The 17,852-nt window shown below is 64.9% G+C and carries 15 protein-coding genes and 1 tRNA gene; 10 read left to right on the top strand and 6 right to left on the bottom strand.

The features are described from left to right. The first annotated feature begins 30 nt into the window (after positions 1 to 30). The 4 genes from C2U58_RS04840 to C2U58_RS04825 all read left to right on the top strand — a co-directional run bounded on the left by C2U58_RS04840 (position 31) and on the right by C2U58_RS04825 (position 5,721). Complete coding sequence (locus C2U58_RS04840) at positions 31 to 1,257, top strand: AAA family ATPase (RefSeq protein ID WP_102944782.1); 1,227 nt, start codon at positions 31 to 33, stop codon at positions 1,255 to 1,257. Then, positions 1,254 to 1,823 carry an RloB domain-containing protein gene (locus tag C2U58_RS04835; protein WP_102944781.1) on the top strand — a complete coding sequence of 190 codons (570 nt, stop codon included), beginning with the start codon at positions 1,254 to 1,256 and terminating at the stop codon, positions 1,821 to 1,823. Before C2U58_RS04840 ends, C2U58_RS04835 begins: the two co-directional genes overlap by 4 nt. 498 nt (positions 1,824 to 2,321) lie before the next feature. Next, positions 2,322 to 2,870, top strand: a complete 549-nt coding sequence (locus C2U58_RS04830) for a hypothetical protein (protein ID WP_102944780.1) — start codon at positions 2,322 to 2,324, stop codon at positions 2,868 to 2,870. A gap of 127 nt (positions 2,871 to 2,997) precedes the next feature. Then, on the top strand, positions 2,998 to 5,721 hold the full coding sequence (locus C2U58_RS04825; RefSeq protein WP_102944779.1) for a UvrD-helicase domain-containing protein: 2,724 nt from the start codon (positions 2,998 to 3,000) through the stop codon (positions 5,719 to 5,721). On the opposite strand, the gene C2U58_RS04820 is transcribed toward C2U58_RS04825, so the two are convergent. After that, positions 5,718 to 6,626: an NAD(P)/FAD-dependent oxidoreductase gene (locus C2U58_RS04820; RefSeq protein WP_102944778.1), complete on the bottom strand. Its 909-nt coding sequence runs from the start codon at positions 6,624 to 6,626 to the stop codon at positions 5,718 to 5,720. The genes C2U58_RS04825 and C2U58_RS04820 overlap by 4 nt on opposite strands. Positions 6,627 to 6,774: 148 nt before the next feature. On the opposite strand from C2U58_RS04820, the gene C2U58_RS04815 reads away from it, so the two are divergent. Together C2U58_RS04815 and C2U58_RS04810 are read left to right on the top strand one after the other, a co-directional pair. Beyond that, positions 6,775 to 8,109, top strand: coding sequence for a chloride channel protein (locus C2U58_RS04815; RefSeq protein ID WP_102944777.1), 1,335 nt, complete (start codon positions 6,775 to 6,777; stop codon positions 8,107 to 8,109). Between the two features lie 337 nt (positions 8,110 to 8,446). Further along, a complete protein-coding gene (locus C2U58_RS04810; RefSeq protein WP_146033406.1) occupies positions 8,447 to 8,809 on the top strand; it encodes a hypothetical protein in 363 nt (120 codons plus the stop codon). A gap of 110 nt (positions 8,810 to 8,919) precedes the next feature. On the opposite strand, the gene C2U58_RS04805 is transcribed toward C2U58_RS04810, so the two are convergent. Then, positions 8,920 to 9,009, bottom strand: a tRNA-Ser gene (locus C2U58_RS04805). Between the two features lie 81 nt (positions 9,010 to 9,090). Next, positions 9,091 to 10,083, bottom strand: a complete 993-nt coding sequence (locus C2U58_RS04800; protein WP_068854691.1) for a LysR family transcriptional regulator — start codon at positions 10,081 to 10,083, stop codon at positions 9,091 to 9,093. A 124-nt stretch (positions 10,084 to 10,207) separates the two neighbouring features. Between C2U58_RS04800 and C2U58_RS04795 the strand changes: the two genes are divergently transcribed. After that, positions 10,208 to 10,795, top strand: coding sequence for an NAD(P)H-dependent oxidoreductase (locus C2U58_RS04795; RefSeq protein ID WP_102944775.1), 588 nt, complete (start codon positions 10,208 to 10,210; stop codon positions 10,793 to 10,795). Positions 10,796 to 10,913: 118 nt separating this feature from the next. Here the strand turns inward: C2U58_RS04795 and C2U58_RS04790 are convergent, their stop codons facing one another. Next, a complete protein-coding gene (locus tag C2U58_RS04790; protein ID WP_102944774.1) occupies positions 10,914 to 11,600 on the bottom strand; it encodes a hypothetical protein in 687 nt (228 codons plus the stop codon). Between the two features lie 496 nt (positions 11,601 to 12,096). On the opposite strand from C2U58_RS04790, the gene C2U58_RS04785 reads away from it, so the two are divergent. Beyond that, positions 12,097 to 13,602 (top strand): MASE1 domain-containing protein, encoded by a 1,506-nt coding sequence (locus C2U58_RS04785; RefSeq protein ID WP_172448072.1) that lies wholly within the window; start codon positions 12,097 to 12,099, stop codon positions 13,600 to 13,602. Between the two features lie 121 nt (positions 13,603 to 13,723). Here C2U58_RS04785 and serS read toward each other — a convergent pair whose 3' ends face one another. Further along, positions 13,724 to 15,004 carry a serine--tRNA ligase gene (gene serS, locus C2U58_RS04780; protein WP_102944772.1) on the bottom strand — a complete coding sequence of 427 codons (1,281 nt, stop codon included), beginning with the start codon at positions 15,002 to 15,004 and terminating at the stop codon, positions 13,724 to 13,726. Between the two features lie 115 nt (positions 15,005 to 15,119). Here serS and C2U58_RS04775 point away from each other — a divergent pair, with 115 nt between their 5' ends. Both C2U58_RS04775 and C2U58_RS04770 read left to right on the top strand, forming a co-directional pair. Next, complete coding sequence (locus C2U58_RS04775; RefSeq protein WP_102944771.1) at positions 15,120 to 15,752, top strand: energy transducer TonB; 633 nt, start codon at positions 15,120 to 15,122, stop codon at positions 15,750 to 15,752. A gap of 147 nt (positions 15,753 to 15,899) precedes the next feature. Continuing rightward, positions 15,900 to 16,478, top strand: a complete 579-nt coding sequence (locus C2U58_RS04770; RefSeq protein ID WP_102944770.1) for an energy transducer TonB — start codon at positions 15,900 to 15,902, stop codon at positions 16,476 to 16,478. 59 nt (positions 16,479 to 16,537) lie between these two features. Here the strand turns inward: C2U58_RS04770 and aroA are convergent, their stop codons facing one another. Continuing rightward, a complete protein-coding gene (aroA, locus tag C2U58_RS04765) occupies positions 16,538 to 17,845 on the bottom strand; it encodes a 3-phosphoshikimate 1-carboxyvinyltransferase (protein WP_102944769.1) in 1,308 nt (435 codons plus the stop codon). Positions 17,846 to 17,852: the final 7 nt, after the last annotated feature.

Below are 17,852 nucleotides of genomic sequence, written 5' to 3'. Positions count from 1 at the left end.
CTGCTAAGGTGGGCCATCTGGAGGCCCGCCATGCTCTATCGATTCGAAGTCGAAAACTTCTCCTCGATCCGCGACCATCAGGTCATCGACCTGGTGGTAGCGCCCAATGTGTCCGACCCGGAAGACCGGTATGCGCCGATCTTCCCGGGCTCAGAGCTACGCGCCCCCAAGGTAGTGTCGATCTACGGCGCCAACGCGTCCGGCAAGACGACACTGCTGCGCGCCCTCGGATTCCTGATCACCTTCGCCCGCGACAGCCACCACCGCACCACGCCGGGATTTATGTGCGAGGGATTCAGCGACCTCGAGTCCAGGTCGCGTCCGATCAAGCTGGCCGTCGAGTTCGGTGATGCGATGAACCTCAGCAAGGAGGTCGTAGAATCAATCGAAGCCGGGAGCAACGTCGAGTACGGCGTCTGTCGATATGAACTCGAAATCGAAGTTGTCGATGGAAGGCCTGAGCGGGTCCTCACGGAAGCCCTGCGGCAGAAGCCCAATGGCCAAGGCAAATGGCAGCGCGTTTTTGAGCGGGACGCGGAAGGGAAGGTAAAGGACTCCCGCTCGTTCTCGATGTCCGGATTCCAGCACCTTCTGAACACCCTGCGGCCCAACGTGTCGGTGCTTTCGTCGTTCGCACTGTTCCAGCATCCGACCTCGATGCTCTTCGTCGAGAAAGCACAGCGCTTCATGTTCCAGCTCGGACCGAGCCCGGCGAGCCAGGACGTACCCGTCATCAGCTACCTGGGGCAGACGCCGACGATGGTTGAGCAGCTCAACCGGGAGCTCAGCCGTATAGATGTCGGTGTTGAAGGCATGCGGTTCCAGGAGACTTCAAACGGACTGGTGCCCATGTTCAAGCATTCCGGCTTGAATCAGGAGCTACCCTGGCACCAGGAAAGCCACGGCACCCAGTCCTTCATCAAGATGTTCCCACTGATCTCGCTCGCGCTCGCGCAGGGTGGGATTTGCCTGATTGACGAGTTGGACGCGGCCATCCACCCTCTGATCCTTCCGCAGCTGGTGGGGTGGTTCCATGACACCAACGAACGAAATCCCCACGACGCCCAATTGTGGTTTACCTGCCACTCCGCATCGCTGCTGGACGATCTCACCAAGGAGGAAGTGGTGATCTGCGAAAAGGACCGAAGCGGACGTACGACGGCGCACAGCCTGATGGACGTCAAAGTCCGTCGCGATGAAAACCTATACCGCAAATACCTGAGCGGCGCCTACGGCGGCGTGCCTCAACTGGGATGAGGACGCGACGCCCGCTCATTCCCCAGCGCAAACCCATATTCATCGGGTGCGAGGGGGAATCCGAGCAGGCGTACGCGGGCCGATTGCAGGACCTGGTCGCCCAGCAGGAACTACACGTTCATCTGCATATTGAGCTGCTGCGAGCCGGCGACCCTCTCGCGCGACTCGAACTTGCCGTCAGGAAGCTGGCTCACCTGAGGAGAACCCGAGGTACGTTCCCAGACAGATTCGTGCTGCTGGATACGGATCAACTGGCACTCTCTCCGGCGCGTGCCCAGCAAGCAGTGGCGTTTGCGGTCGATAACGGTATCAAGATCGTCTGGCAGGAACCCTGCTTCGAAGCACTGCTGCTTCGTCATCTGCCTGGGCAGACGGCACGACGGCCTCCCGACAATCGGGCGACCCAGATCGCGCTGTTGCAGGACTGGCCTGACTATCGCAAACCCATGAGCAGAGTCGAATTGGCAAGCCGACTGGACCTCGACTCGGTCCTACGCGCGGCAGCGGTGGAAAATGATTTGAGCCTCCTGCTCAGGTGCATAGGGCTGGTTCGCGAGAGTTCCTGAGCACCCCGACACCGCGATGACACGCGTGGCGTGTCACTACGCCCGATGAACCGCGTAGCGACACGCCATGCGTGTCCCACGCACCGCCCGATTTCTGCGCAAACCCACCGCCATCGCACCCCCTGACACCCCGCCGGACACGCATGGCGTGCCCCAACGCGCCGAAACGCATGACGTGTGCAACCCGTTCTTCCTGCAACTTCGTCGCACTTTCGCGAAAACCTGTGCACGTTGCGACACGTATTAGGCAACGTCTATCGAAGACGCAATTTCAACAGAAACAATCAACTAGCCATGCAATGCACTGGCGAGCAAGGTGGGCGACGGAGAGTCGAATCTCCAAGGTCAATCAAAATTATGGACGTCCTATGTCGGGAGGGAGGCTAATACAAGACCCCTCATCCGGGGAAATACGCCCGCCGTTCGATTGACCACGGATTCGACCCTCCCGGCTCCCTTGCCCTACCGGCAAGGGAGATTTTCCCTTGGAGGATCGCCATGCGCTCATCACGCCACACCCCCCTGTTCCCCGAACTCGGCCTGCCCACCGCAGAGCAACCGCGCCACTACACCGTACGCGCGCATACCTACGCCTGGATGGGCACCTTCGACGGGGGCATCGTGCCCTGCATCTCTGCACATGGCAGCTGGTTGTACAACGCAGGCTTCAAGCCAGGCGCACGGGTAACCGTAAACGCCACCAAGGGCAGGCTGATCTTCGATGTAATGGATCCACCCAAGGAACCGCGTATCCGCAAGTGCAACGCGTTCGAAAAGTACATCGCCGACCGCTACGAACCCAAGCCGGGATATGTCATTCCCTACGAACACCCGGGCCTGCTGGTCCGCGAGCACATCCTCGGCCCCATGGGCGCCTCAACCCTGGACTTCGCCCACGCCATCGGCGTCTCCCAGGACCTGGCCGAATGCTTCCTGGCCGGCGACCACGACGTAGACATGGACCTGGCCGAGCGCCTGGCCCCCTTCGCCAGCACCTCGCAATGGTTCTGGTGGGAACTGCAACAAAAGCACCTTTCAACCAGGTAGAGCCGGGCTCTGCCCGGCTACTCGCACACCACGCGGCAATTCCGATTGGATTTTCCTATCATGGCAATCCCTTCCAACGCTCGCCCGGCCCCGCGCCAGCGACCGCCCCGCTTTCCTGGATGTACAGATGACGCACGACTGGTCCCCTTCCCCCTGGGGCCGCCGCCTCTCGCGCTCGCCGGACTGGCGACTGCGCCGGGTCGATGACCGGTTCGAGCTGACCGTGGATGGGCAGGTCTACTCGCTGGCGGTGAGCGCCTCCAACGCGTGGCGCGTCCAGCGCGGTCCGGTGTGGTCCTCGCTCAGCATCGCCACCGAGGACGGCGACCTGCGGCTGGGCGGCCTTGCCGCTGCCCCGGCGCGCGAACTGGAGGCACTGTGGGCGGCAAGCGCGCATGCCCACCAGCAGGACCAGCAACTGGGCGACGCCAACGATGCGCTCGCGCGGATCCGCGATTGGCTGGACCACGTCGACCACGCGCAGGAACTCGCGGATGCCCAGCAGCGCTGGTTCACCCTCGAACAGCAGCAGGCCCTGCTGGATGCTCGTCCGCATCTGACAGTGGACGGCGATGCGCTATGGGCCATATTCGACGACCCGACCCTGCGCCCGCAGTTGCACGGCGTACCCGCAGCGATAGAAGACGATCTGCAGCGCTGGACGGAGGACTGGGAGGCACAGTGGGCGTCACGCAATGAAGCGTACCTTCAACAGGAACGCAGCGCCGTAGCCCCGCTGCTTGCCCAGGTCGAACGTCGGCCGCTGAGTGAAGAACAGACCCGCGCCGTACTCAGCTTCGAAAGCCGCATGCTGCTGGTGGCCGCCGCCGGCTCCGGCAAGACCTCGACCATGGTGGCCAAGGCCGCCTACGCCGTACAACGCGGCCTGATGGCTCCGGACCAGATCGTGATGCTGGCCTTCAACAAAGAGGCCGCCACCGAGCTGCAGCAGCGCACCGCCGCCGCATTCCAGCGGCTGGGGCTTCCAACAGGCGAGGTCAACGCCTGCACCTTCCACGCGCTGGGCCGGCAGATCATCGGCAAGGTGACCGGCCGCATGCCCGAGGTGCCCTCGTGGGCGGTGGATGCGGCGCAGGGCTTCGACCAGCTGGCCGACATCATCGACCGCCTCAAGGACCGCTCCCTGCATTTCCGCACCCAGTGGGACATGTTCCGGCTGGTGTTCGCACGCGACCTGCCGCCGCAGGGCGAAATCGCGCCGGCCGACGGCTGGGACAGCGACGGCAACCGCTACGTGCGCACCCTGCGCGGCGAGCGCGTGGGCAACATCGAAGAGTGCGTGATCGCCGACTGGCTGTTCTACAACGGCGTGGACTACACCTACGAACCGCACCCGGTGCTGGATACCGGCACCGATACCTGGCAGCCCGGCTGCGCGGACTTCTTCTACCCGGGCACCACGCTGTATCACGTGCACCATGCCGATGGCAGTGGCGACAGCACACCCCTGCACGCGCGCTCACGCGATGCGGTTCAGCTGCGCACGACCTCCGCGCAGCTTCGCAATGGGGACCTGTTCGACGCACTGGCCGAAGCGCTCACCGCGCACGGTCTGGAGCTGGACCCGAACCCGGACCGCGAGCTGCCCGCCGAAGGCGCCAAGCCCATGCCGGACAGCGACCTGATCGGCCTGCTGCGCACCTTCATCAGCCATGCCAAGAGCAACGGACTGACCCCTGCCGACCTGGCCGAGCGCCTGCGCGAGCTGCCGGACAACCGGTTCAAGCACCGCTATCGGCTGTTCCTGGAACTGGCCACGCCGATCCTGCATGCCTGGGACGAGGCGCTCGCCGCCGAGAACGCCATCGATTTCGAAGACATGCTCAACCAGGCCGCCGAGTACCTGGAACAGGGCCGCTATCAGGCGCCCTACCTGCTGGTGATGGCCGATGAATTCCAGGACGCCTCACGCGCACGCGCACGACTGTGCAAGGCGCTCGTGCAGGCACCCGGGCGGCATCTATTCGCAGTGGGCGACGACTGGCAGTCGATCAACCGGTTCGCCGGTGCGGACGTGAGCGTGATGACCGGGTTTACCGAGACCTTCGGTCCCTCGCAGGTGCTGCAGCTCTCGCAGACCTTCCGCTGCCCGCAGGCACTGTGCGATGCCTCCAGCCGCTTCATCTCGAAGAACCCGGCTCAGATCGCGAAGCAGGTCCGTTCGGCCACCCCGGCGCAGGGACCGGTGCTGCAGGCGTTCCAGGTAGCCTCGCGCGACCGCCTGCAGGACGCGATCTACCAGTACCTGCAGCGCCTGCAACAGCAGCTGCAAAGTGGTGCCATTGCGCCCGGCCACGACGGTCGCCTCTCGGTGTTCATTCTCGGCCGCTACAACGCCGACCGCGCTTACCTGCCCGCGCATTGGACGCAACGCTTCGGCGCGCAGCTGGCCCTCAGCTTCCTCACCGCTCACCGCGCCAAGGGTGCAGAGGCCGACATCGTGATCCTGCCTTCCATGCTGGAGCGCAGCTTCCCCAGCGCCCGCGCCGATGACCCGGTGCTGGGCCTGGCGATGCCGCATGCCGACACTTTCCCGCTTAGCGAAGAACGGCGCCTGTTCTACGTGGCGCTTACCCGCGCGCGGCGCTCGGTGGCGATGTTCACCGTCCAGGGCAAGCGTTCGCCGTTCCTCAACGAATTGGTGCACGACGGCGCGGTGGAGATCACCGCCACCACCGGCGAGCCGATCCGCGAGCAGGCCTGCCCGGTCTGCGACGGCGGGGTGATCGTGCAGCGTAGTGGGCCGTACGGTGAGTTCGCGTCGTGCTCCGGCTTCCCGCGCTGCCAGTACAAGCCAAGGCAGGCTGCGCCCCCCACTGCGTTGCGCTAGTCGAGCAGGCCCAGCAGCGAGCGGTGCACGGCCACGCCGACCAGCGCGCCCTCGCCCACCGCCAACGCGATGCTGCCTGCCATGCGCCCGGCATCGCCGCAGGTGAACACGCCTGGCACGGTGGTCTGCTTGGCGGAATCAGCGACGATGCAGCCTGGATCCAGCAGCTCGCAGCCGAGCTGTTCGGCAAGGTCGCAGGAAAGGCGTGACTGGGGGAGCAGGAACAGGGCGTCCAGGACGACCTTGCGGCCATCGCTGAGCACCACGGTGGCTTCGTCTTCCACGTGCTGGAGGGTTGTTGATTCGATGGTGGCGCCACATTCGTCCAGCCGCCCGCGCTTATCCGGGTCGATGCCATCGGGATTGCAGCAGAACAACGTGATAGTTCCCCAGTCGCACAGAAGCAGCGCCTGGCCGACGCCACCGTCTTCGGAACACCCGATGATGCCAATGTTCCCTTCGTAGATCTCATAGCCGTGGCAGTACGGGCAGTGGAACACGCTGCGACCCCAGCGCTCGGCCAGGCCGTCGATGTCGGGAAGCGTGTCGGTGACGCCATGGGCGAGGACCAGCCGGTCGCCGATGAAGGTACTGCCGTCGTCGCAACCTACTTCGAAGGACACGCCCTCTTCCAGCACCTTGGCCCGGGTTGCCCTGCCCTCGCGCCAAGTCAGGGTTGGGTAGGCCATCAGTTCCGCGCGCGCCTTGGCGGCGATCTCGGCCGGAGGCAGGCCCTCACGGGCGATGAAGCCGTGCGCCGCGAGCGAGTTGCGGTTTCGCGGCAACCCCGAATCAATCACCAGCACCTTGCGCCGGGCGCGCACGAGCTGCAGCGCGGCGGACATGCCGGCGTAGCTGCCGCCGACGATGACGACGTCGAAATGCTGGGGAGAGTCGGAGCTCATGGGGGCCAGACTGGGCAGATAGGGGAAGCTACAGAGCATACGAAGCGCCCGTGAAGCGCCGATCACACCTCCCCGCCGACCCTGACGCGCACAGGCTGCGGGCACCCACGGCAAATTATCCTCACAGCCCCGCTGCGAAAATAGCGGCATGAGCCCCGACCCCTCCCATTCACACGGCGACGCCCCGTTGCTGTCGCGGACCGCGTGGCGCCGCCGCGCTGCACTCTGGGGCGGCGCGGTTGCCGTCGCCTTGGTGGCGATCCTGTTTGCCAAGGCCAGCGATGCGGCCTTCCGGGTGTTCCAGTCGGTCATCGCCCACTCGGTGTGGTGGGCCCTGCTGCTTACGCCTACCGTGTTCGGCCTGCTCGCATGGCTGACCAGTGGCGCGCTGAAGCCCACCCGTGGCAGCGGAATTCCGCAGGTGATCGCCGCACTGGATACGCCCACTGAGGAGTTCCGCAACGACAACCTGTCGCTGAAAGTCTCTGCTGGCAAGCTTGCGCTGACCACGCTGTCGCTGCTCGGCGGTGCTTCGGTCGGGCGCGAAGGTCCCACAGTGCATGTGGGTGCCAGCCTGATGTATGTGTTTGGGCGCCTGGCGGGATTCCGCGACCCGAAGGAGCTTTCCCACTTCCTGCTCGCGGGTGGTGCTGCCGGCATCGCAGCCGCATTCAATACGCCTCTGGCGGGCATCGTGTTCGCAATCGAAGAGCTGAGCGGCCGCTTCGAGCATCGCTTTTCCGGAACGTTGCTCACGGCTGTCATTGTTGGCGGTGTTGTTTCGCTCGGCCTGCTGGGCAGCTACACCTATTTCGGCAAAGTCACCGCGTTCCTGCCGCTAGGCCAGGCATGGCTTGCCATCCTCCTGTGTGGCTCGGTTGCCGGACTGCTGGGCGGGTTGTTCGCCAAGTCCGTGCTGCTGACCATGGAAGGCAAGCCAGCGTGGCTGGGCGCCCTGCGGCGGCGCCATCCGGTGCTGCTGGCCGCCGGCTGCGGCGTGGCACTGGTGCTGCTGGCCGCCGCCTTCGGTAACGGCGCCTTCGGCACCGGCTACGAGCAGGCGCGCGGTCTGGTTCAAGGCAACCCGACGGTGGGCCATGAGTTCGGGGTGATGAAGATCCTTGCCAACCTGGTCTCGTACATCGCCGGCATTCCCGGCGGCCTGTTCTCGCCTGCATTGGCGGTGGGGGCTGGTATCGGCCATAACCTCGCTGCGTTGATGCCGGGCGTGGATGCACGGGTGTTCGTGCTTCTGGGCATGTGCGCCTACCTCACTGGGGTGACGCAGGCGCCACTCACCTCGGCAGTGATTTCGCTGGAGCTGACCGACAGCAGCGACATGCTGCTGCCGATCCTGGCGACGGTGCTGCTGGCGCGCGGGGTGTCGGGGCTGGTGTGCAGGGTGCCGATCTATCGGGGGATGGCAAATCAATTGCTGAAGCAGATTGAACCCGCCAGGACTCAGACAAAAGACCCTGCCTGACAGCCTCCAGAAACGAGACTGCCCATCCTTGGATGAGGAGTCGGGTAGCACTTGGTCGGTTAGATACCGTAAAAGCCTTCGCGCATGTCGTCCTCCTGATGTAAGGGGCTAACGGCTTAGCCAGCCCGATAGACTGCCCTGATAGCACCGGGCAAACTGACCCCGACGTCTCAATTCGTGATCGCTCCGCAGGAACGTTCTGATTAAAAATCAATTTTCGATCGACACGATCAATCGCGTCACGCCAAAGACCGCTGCTGCGTGAGCTGATTCCGCCGCTGGTCATACACCAACGATGCAACAGTGACATGCTCCATGTCCGTCCGGGAGACCAGCCATGCGGATAACGGGTAGCTTTCTTGCGGCAACTGCCGTCACGATGAAGGTAGGCGTGGTGTTCTGGGTGCTGGTGGCTTGGCGGACGCCGGGAGGCGAGCCTTGGGACACGCCTGCGTTCTGGAGCGTGGTCTATCCCATTGCACTTGGCATCGCCGCAGTTCTTGGCGCCTGCTTTCCCAGGAAAGCATGGCTGTGGGGTCTGCTGCTTTTGGCGCTGCAGGTTCCGGTAGTTGCAGTGATGTCGGGGATTGGCCCGCTGTTGCTGGCCGGAATTGTTTACGCACTGGTGCTGGCCATCCCAGCGATGGTTATCGCCGCAGCGGCAGGGGCACTCCGTCGTCGCTTACAGCGGATGGCTTGAGCTTTGGCCAGGTGCTGGAGATAGCCACGCAGGTCGTGGCTCTACCAGGGCGCGACGCACATTGCCCTTTCTCAAACGCAAAACGCCCCTTTCGGGGCGCTTTGCGTATCTGGCGGAGAGAGTGGGATTCGAACCCACGGAAGGAATGACCCTTCGCCGGTTTTCAAGACCGGTGCCTTAAACCGCTCGGCCATCTCTCCGGGTGTCGTGCGCCGGCCGAAGCCGGGCGCGTATTCTCGCATGGCCAACGGGGTTTCCCCAAGGCCGGGTACGACTGGGCCTCAGCCCGCATCCACCGCCAACGCCCCCAGCGCACTCGCCCGGATCTTCTCCTTGGCCCGTTCGCACGCCCCACCGCAGTCCAGGCGCGAGGCCTCAAGCTGCGGCGGCAGGTGTTCGGCCAGGAAGTCGATGAACACCCGCACCGCCGGCAGCAGGCCGCGGCGGGAGGCGAACACGGCGTGGCAGATGCCCTGCGGCAGCGACCATTCCGGCAGCACTACTTCCAGCTCGCCGCTGCGCACGGCGTCGGCGCAGACGGTCTCGGGCAGCATGGTGATGCCGAAGCCATCCTTGACCATGCTCTGCAGCAGCGGGAAGTCGAATCCGGCCACGCGCGGCTGCAGGTCGACACGGCGCACCGCGCCTTCCGGGCCGTGCAGTTCCCAGCGCTGGCGGGCTTCGTCTTCGCTGATGCTCAGGGTGACGTGGTTGGCCAGTTCGTCCGGGTCTTTCGGGCGGCCGGCGCGGTCCAGGTATTTCGGGCTGGCGACCAGCAGTTCCTGCACCTGGCCGAAGCTGCGCATGACCAGGCTGCCGTCGTCGTCCAGCCGCGAGCGCACGCGCAGGGCGACGTCATAGCCTTCATTGATGATGTCGACGCGGCGGTTGCTGATGTTCAGCTGCAGGCGCACCTTGGGGTACTGGGCCAGGAACTTGGGCAGCAGCTTGGGCAGCTGCATCTGGGCCAGGGAGACCGGCACGCTGGCGCGGACCAGGCCACGCGGTTCGGCGCTGAGCCGGTCCACCACTTCGCGGGCGGCCTGCGCTTCGGCGAGCATGGTCTGCGCGTGGCGGTGCACGCTGGTGCCGACGTCGGTGACCGCGAAGCGGCGCGTGGAGCGCTGCAGCAGGCGCACGCCGAGGTCGGTTTCAAGCTGGCTGATGCGCCGGCTCAGGCGGGATTTGGGGATGCCCAGGGCGCGTTCGGCCGCAGCGAAGCCGCCGTGATCCACCACCATGGCAAAGTAGTAAAGGTCGTTGAGGTCGTGCATACCGAAGTTCCAGATATAGAACAATACGTGGTATTCAACCACCTTTATCCCAGCGACGCAACAACCTAACCTGCTCTCCGTCGGCGGCGCCTTGACCGCCCTTCCCCGGATACAGGTGATTGCCATGAAGCTTCTTCACATTGATGCCAGCGTGCTGGGCGACAACTCGGTTTCCCGCCAGCTGTCCGCGGCCGTCGTCGCACGGTTCAATGAGACCGTTGAGCACCTCGACGTAACCTACCGCGATCTTGATCGTAATCCCATTCCCCATTTGAGTAGTGGTTCGCTGGCCCAGGCCGATGCGGCCGAGGCGACCGAAGCCGAAGACGTGATGCAGCAGTTCCTGGCGGCGGACGTGATCGTGATCGGCGCGCCGATGTACAACTTCAGCATCCCCTCAACGCTGAAGGCGTGGATCGACCGCGTGGCGGTGGCCGGGCGCACCTTCAAGTACACCGAGAATGGCCCGGTGGGCCTGGCCGGTGGCAAGCGCGTGATCATCGCCAGCTCGCGTGGCGGCATCTACACCGATTCGCCGGCCGACTTCCAGGAGCCGTTCCTGCGCCAGGTGTTCGCCTTCATGGGCATCGACAACGTGGAGTTCGTGCGCGCTGAAGGTATTGCCTACTCGCCGACCTATCGCGAAGAGGCCATTGCGGCCGCGCTGGCCAGCCTGCCGGCGGCCGAGTTCGAAGAGCTGGCCGAAGCCTGAGTGTTCCAGGGCAGGCGTTGAGTCCTCGTCGGACGCCCTGCCCGGGCCGGAGATCCCCTCCCCCATCCGGCCCATCCAGCGGCCCCGCTTTTGCGGGGCCGCTTTCTTTTCTACGGTGTCAGTCCTGCAGTTTGCAGTCGCGGGTGGCCGGGAACGAGAGCACTTCGCCGTTGCCCGTACAGGCGGCCTTGATGCGGGAGCCCTTGCTGAGCTCGCTCGCCTCTTCCAGCGACAGACCGGAAATGCTCACGGTGACGAAGTCGCCTGCCGCCAACTGGATGAGGGGTTTGTCCCTGAAGTCCGACTGGATGGCGCTGACGGTGCCAGTGATCAGCAGCGGCTTGCCCCTGTAACGGGCATTGGCGGTGATTTCATTGGCCTTGTAGTCGTTGTACAGCTCGGTGGCGGTGATTTCGATGCGCTCGACTGGCGCGGCTTCCGCCTTGGCCTGCTGCATCGCGGCTTCCGTGGCCGCAGCATTCGCGCCCGCTGCAGCCCTTTCCGAGTTTGCTGCGGTCTGTTCGGCGCTTGCTGCGACCGCACCCACGAACAACATGGTGCCAATGAAGTAGACCACCGGCGAAGCAACGAGCGAGAGCAGGAGCTGGATCACGCCCTTGCGGGTGCCGCCCTTGGACATGGCGACGATGGCGAGGATGAAGGCGACCAGATTGACCGGCCAGCCAATGAAGACGCCGCTACCGGGAATCGGCAGCAGGAAGCAGAGCCATGCGATGGCCAGGAGAATCCAGGCCGCTTTCCCTGCAGTGTTGGGCTGGGCGCCCGACGAGTGTGTTGCGTTCAATGCATCTTTCCTTAGGTCAGTGGGTGAAGCGGGTGCGATTGTCCATATGCGAACCACCGGTATCGGACCGAGGTCACATACTGAATGCAGCAAGGCTCCGCAACGTGGCGCAACCCCAGCGCTGCCAAGGATTCTGGCTCAAGTAGAACTGCGCCCCTGCGTTGACGCGCTTGCCCTCATGCAACGCGAGCGGGCCGCATGACTTCACTCCCAAGCCGGTTCGTATCCGTCAGATGGCCACATGCGCCAATGCGGCAGAAAGCAACACTGTGAGTCGCCTAGACCACACTTGAGGGCAACCCATCCATCATTCCTGGTGATCTGCATCCCAGTTTGCAGCCAAGAGCTCGAAATCAATCGATTCTTAAAGTGCCTCCAGCCAATTGCATGCGTCCCGCGCGACGCCTACTTTCCCGGCGAAGCGGTTGGTCAGCCATCGGTATGGCGCGCACTGAATGTGAGGTGGAACTTGCTACTCAAGTGGTGGAAGCATGGAATGCAGCTGAAGCTGCACATGCGCCTGCATCCGGATGGACTATTGGTTGCTGCGCTGTATGCCCTTGCTTGCTGGGGCACTCGTCAGATCTCGGTCGATCAGCTCTATCTCGGCGCTGGCGTTCGCGTCTCTGCATTGCTGCTCTGCCCACGCCGTCTTTGGCCTTATCTGCTACTGGGCGAGTACGCCTACTTTGCAGTTCTGCGCTACCCACTGATAGAGAGCCATGGGTTGCCATGGGTTGTCCTTGGCTCCGCGCTACTGATGCCAGCCGTGATGGCAATTGCAGCTGCACATCGAGGGGTGCTCACTCGCGCGCCGGAAATCTGGCTACTGTCAGTGGCAAGCTGCGCGGCCGTGGTCGTTACGTTTCTGAACCTGACCACGGCGCAGCTGCTTTGGCCCGCGCCACCCAGCATTCCTTTTGCCACGAGGGCCGTTCGCTACGTTCTCGGGGACTTCATGGGCATCCTGACCCTGACCCCTCTGGCATTGCTATGGACGCGACGAAACACTGACCAGGGGTGGCACAACCGCTCCAGTACTACCTATTCGGCCTTGACGGCACTTCTCGTACTCGGATTCTGTTCCATACGGATCCCCTCTCATTACGCCGCGACCACATCTGCCATGCATCTCGCGATGGCGCTTCCCGCGATCACGTTGACGCGTCGCCACGGCTGGTGGGGGGCTGCCGTCAGCTTGCCGCTCATGAGCTTGTCCATCGGTCTGTCGATCACCAGCACGGGGCTCCCCGCATCTTTCGACCTCGCCATGTTCACTACTCAACAGTCGTTCGCTGTGATTGCAGTCTCGCTGGTTGCCCTTGGCGCCTCCATCAGCCATTACCACGACCGTTCGGTAACGCGGCTCATCGAGCGAAGGCAAGCAATCTCGCTGGCCAGAACCTCGGAAGCGACTGGTGAGTCGCAACTTCGGATGAGGGCCTTGGACATCAATCGGATTGGAGATGGCATCGATCGGTACCTTAGCGAAACTGCGGACTGGCTGAAGCAGCAGGGGCATCCGGATGCTGCGCGCTGCCTCGTCAACACAGCGGGTCTTTACTCCCGAAAGTTCCGCGAGCAGTCGAGCATGGTCTATCCCGCGGTTCTGGAACATGTGGGCTTGTATCTTGCTTTGCAGGCGGGCGGGATCAGCGAGCCTTGGGCGAGCACGGGTCGGCTGGCTGCGCCTCATTTGACCGGGGATCCTTGTCGATTGCCGGTGGCGATGCAGTTGGCCGCGTATCGCACGGTGACCGAGACCGTTTATCTGTTGCTGCAGAATGAGACAAGCGTGCTTCGCATCAAGGCGCGTTGCGGGCGTCGGAGTGGAATCGACGGCATTTTGGTAGTGGTCGAGCTGGTGGAGAATGGTCAGCGGCTGTCGGAGGAAACCTGTGCATTGGCAGTCGAGCGGCTCAGCGGGCGTACGCTGTCATACGGCGGCACCTTGGAGTGCCGTCAGGACCGCATCCGGATGTTGTTTGTCGACATCCGATGACCCGCGCAGCCACGCAGGGCGTGGCTCTACCGGGTGGCGGATGGATTGGTCGGTGGCCCTTGCCGGGCAGAGCCCGGCGCTACGAAAAACCCGCCTTTCGGCGGGTTCTTCGTGACTGCGCTTACGCGATCTTTTCAAGGCCGCCCATGTAGGGCTTGAGCGCGTCCGGCACAGTGATGCTGCCATCCGCGTTCTGGTAGTTCTCCATGACCGCGATCATGGCGCGGCCTACGGCTACGCCGGAGCCGTTGAGGGTGTGCACCAGTTCCGGCTTGCCGGTTTCCGGGTTGCGCCAGCGCGACTGCATGCGGCGGGCCTGGAAGTCGCCGCAGTTGGAGCAGGAGGAAATCTCGCGGTAGGTGTCCTGCGAGGGCAGCCACACTTCCAGGTCGTAGGTCTTGATGGCGGAGAAGCCCATGTCGCCGGTGCACAGCAGCACCTTGCGGTACGGCAGGCCGAGCTTTTCGAGCACGACTTCGGCGGCGCGGGTCATGCGCTGGTGTTCGGCTTCGCTGTCGGCCGGGGCGCACACGGTGACCAGTTCGACCTTTTCGAACTGGTGCTGGCGGATCATGCCGCGCACGTCGCGGCCGCCGCTGCCGGCTTCGGCGCGGAAGCACAGGGAGTGGGCGGTCATGCTCAGCGGCAGGCGCTCGGCGTCGATGATCTCGTCGCGGACGATATTGGTCAGCGAGACTTCCGAAGTCGGGATCAGGTAGCGGGTGGACTCGCCCACTGCGGTCTTGAACAGGTCGTCCTCGAACTTGGGCAGCTGGCCGGTGCCGCGCAGCGATTCGGGATTGACCAGGACCGGGACGTTGGTTTCGTCGTAGCCGTGCTCGTTGGTGTGCAGGTCCAGCATGAACTGGGCCAGGGCGCGGTGCAGGCGGGCGACCGGGCCGCGCAGCACGGTGAAGCGCGAACCGGACAGCTTGGCGCCGGCTTCGCCGTCCAGGCCGTGGTTGCGGGCGCCCAGTTCGACATGGTCGAGCACCGGGAAGTCGAAGCTTCGCGGGGTGCCCCAGCGCTTCTGCTCGACGTTCTCCGATTCGTCCTTGCCGAACGGAACATCGTCGGCCGGGACGTTGGGGATACCCATCGAAATGGCTTCGATCTTGTCGCGCAGTTCGTCCAAGGCCACTTCCGAGGCCTTCAGTTCGTCGGCGAAGCCGGCCACCTCGGCCATGATCGCGGCGACGTCCTCGCCCTTGGCCTTGGCCTGGCCGATCGCCTTGGAGCGGCTGTTGCGCAGGCTCTGCAGTTCCTGGGTGCGGATCTGGATGCGCTTGCGGTCGGCTTCCAGCGACTCCAGCCCGGAGACGTCCAGCTCGAAACCGCGCGTGGAGCGCAGGCGTTCGGCGAGTTCGGCGGGCTGTTGGCGAAGCAGGGCTGGATCAAGCATGGCGTTTGGGGGCTGTTGGTGGGTCTGGAGGGGGATTATCGCCTGTAATCGGCTTTTCTGCCGCGCGGTTCATTCCCGCCGTGGCAGAATCGGGGGGTTCACCTTGGTATGGCTCATGTCCGCTTCCCGTTCCTCGTCTGGCAAGAACATCACCTTCCAGCTGCCCCGCCGCAGCCTTTTCATCTCCGCCATCGCCTTTGGCGTGGGCGTGCTGCTGTTCCTGGTGGTATGGCTGAGCAGCCGCAACAACGACTTCTACAAGGCCGGGCCCGCCCAGACCCCGCAGGAGGTGGCGGAGGTGGAGCCCCTGCCCGAGCCGCTGGCGGCCGCGGCCGGGTCCAGCGACATGCCCGATGCCAAGCCGGTGCCGGTGGACGAGGAACGGCCGCAGCTGGTCGAAACCGCCCCGCCCCCGCCGCCCGCCGCTGCGCCGGCTCCCGCGCCGGAGGCCGCGCCGGTGGCGATGGCCGCCGGCGACCGCCCGCAGCCGATTGCCGAGCAGTCGCCGCCGCCGACCTACCCGCCGTCCGCACTGCGCAATGGCGTGGAAGGCAGCGTGGTGGTACGCGTGGACGTGGACCCCAGCGGGGTGCCGATGGACGTGACCGTCATCCAGCGCAGCGGCTCGCGCGATCTGGATCGCGCCGCCACCGATGCGGTGCGCCGCTGGCGCTTCCTGCCGGCGCAGGCCAATGGCCAGCCGGTACAGGGCAGCATCGAAGTGCCGTTCGATTTCAAAACGCAGTAATCACGGCCGCGTCACGCCTGCGTATAGGCGTGACTCATGATGATGAACCCCGACGGGAATGCAGTCGCGGCGTTGACGCGTCGGTGACACATCTTCAACTGGACCCGGGCAACACTGGCGTCGTCACATCGACACCAGGAGTTCACCATGAGTGTTACCCATACCCATGAGATGCCCGCTTCGCCGCAGCACCAGCGCGACGTCATTGATGCGTCCGAGCGTCGGCGTACTTCGCCGGTGTTGTGGATTGCGCTGATTGTTGCGATGTTCGCTGCGGCGTTGGTCTGGCTGCGTTACGCCAGCCCGGATGACACGGCAACGGCGCCGGTTGGCGAGCGCATGCTGCCGGCTACCGAGACGCCGGTTGCTGCTACCCCGGCACCCGCTACGCGCCAGGCGGCTCCGGCCACCACCCAGCGACGTGCTGCGCCGGCTGTGCGCGATCGCGATGCGCGTCCGCTGAGCAGCAATGCGAAGCCGGAGTACCCGCGTTCGGCGCTGCGTAGTGGTGTGGAAGGCAGCGTGATTGCCAGCCTCAACGTGGATACGCGTGGCCAGGTGACCGATGCCAATATCGTGCAGCGTAGTGGCGGTCGTGACCGCGATCTGGACCGTGCGGTGCTGACCACCGTGCGTGACTGGAAGTTCGAGCCGGCGATGCAGGACGGTCGCGCAGTGGCGAGCGTGGTCCGCGTGCCGGTGGATTTCAAGACCGCTGAGCGGTAAGCGATTCGAAAACGGCGGGGGAGCCGGGGAGCCGACCGAAGGGTCGGCTCCCATTTTTTTCAAGCCAGATTGAAACCTGCCCCGCGCGCGATCCCATCGAAATTCGGGAACGAGGTCGCCACGTTGGCAATGTCATTGATCCGCACTTCGCCACTGCTCAACTGCCCGGCAATCGAAAACGCCATCGCAATCCGGTGGTCGCCGTGGCTTTCGATGGTGCCGCTGCCCAAGGTCTGGCCGCCGTGGATGGTGGCGCCGTCGTCGGTCTCGTCCACCTGCACGCCCAGGCTGCGCAGGCCGGTGGCCATGGCGGCGAGGCGGTCGGATTCCTTGACCCGCAGTTCGGCGGCGCCACGCACCACGGTGTTGCCTTGCGCCGCTGCGGCAGCGACGAACAATGCGGGGAACTCGTCGATCATGTCCGGCACCAGCGCTTCGGGAATCTCCGCGCCGTGCAGCGGGGCATGGCGCACCACCAGGTCGGCGACCGCCTCCCCGCCCTGCTCGGCGTGGTTCTCTTCGCGGATGTCGGCACCCATCAGGCGCAGCGCGGCCAGCAGGCCGGTGCGGCGCGGGTTGAGGCCCACCTGACGCAGGCGCAGTTCCGAGCCCGGAATGATGCTGGCGGCGACCAGGAAGAAGGCGGCCGAGGAGAAGTCGGCGGGCACGGCGATGTCGGTGGCGCGCAGGCGCTGGCCGCCGCGCAGGCGGGCCTTGCCGGGCGAGAATTCGATCTCCACGCCGAACGCGCGCAGCATGCGTTCGCTGTAGTCGCGGGTCGGGTGCGGTTCGGTCACGGCGGTTTCGCCCTCGGCGTACAGCCCGGCGAGCAGTACGGCCGATTTGACCTGGGCGCTGGCGACCGGCGACACGAAGTCGATGCCGTGCAGCGGCTGGCCGCCATGCACGCGCAGCGGCGGGGTGCCATCGGCTTCGGTGTCGATCTTCGCGCCCATCTGCGCGAGCGGGCCGGTGACGCGGCGCATCGGGCGGCCGGAGAGCGACTCGTCGCCGACCAACACCGAGTCGAACGGCTGCGCGGCCAGCAGGCCGGCGAGCAGGCGCATGCCGGTGCCGGCATTGCCGCAGTCGAGCGGCGCGCTGGGCGCCTGCAGGCCGTCCACGCCGACGCCGTGCACGATGCGCTGCGAGGGCGACGGGGTTTCAATGCGCACGCCCAGCTGCGAGAAGATCGCGGCGGTGGCACGGGTGTCTTCGCCTTCGAGAAAGCCGTCGATGTGCGAAACGCCGTCGGCCAGGGCGGCAAACATCACCGCGCGGTGCGAAACGGACTTGTCGCCGGGAATGGTCAGGGTGCCCTGCAGGGGCTGCCCCTTGCGGGCGATCCAGGAAGCGGAAGCGGTCATCGGTGAA

Origin of the sequence: Stenotrophomonas sp. VV52, from assembly GCF_002893095.1 — a bacterium.
Taxonomy (GTDB): Bacteria; Pseudomonadota; Gammaproteobacteria; order Xanthomonadales; family Xanthomonadaceae; genus Stenotrophomonas; species Stenotrophomonas aracearum.
The sequence above is the reverse complement of the archived record's forward strand: the minus strand, read 5'-3'. Positions and strand labels throughout refer to the sequence as shown.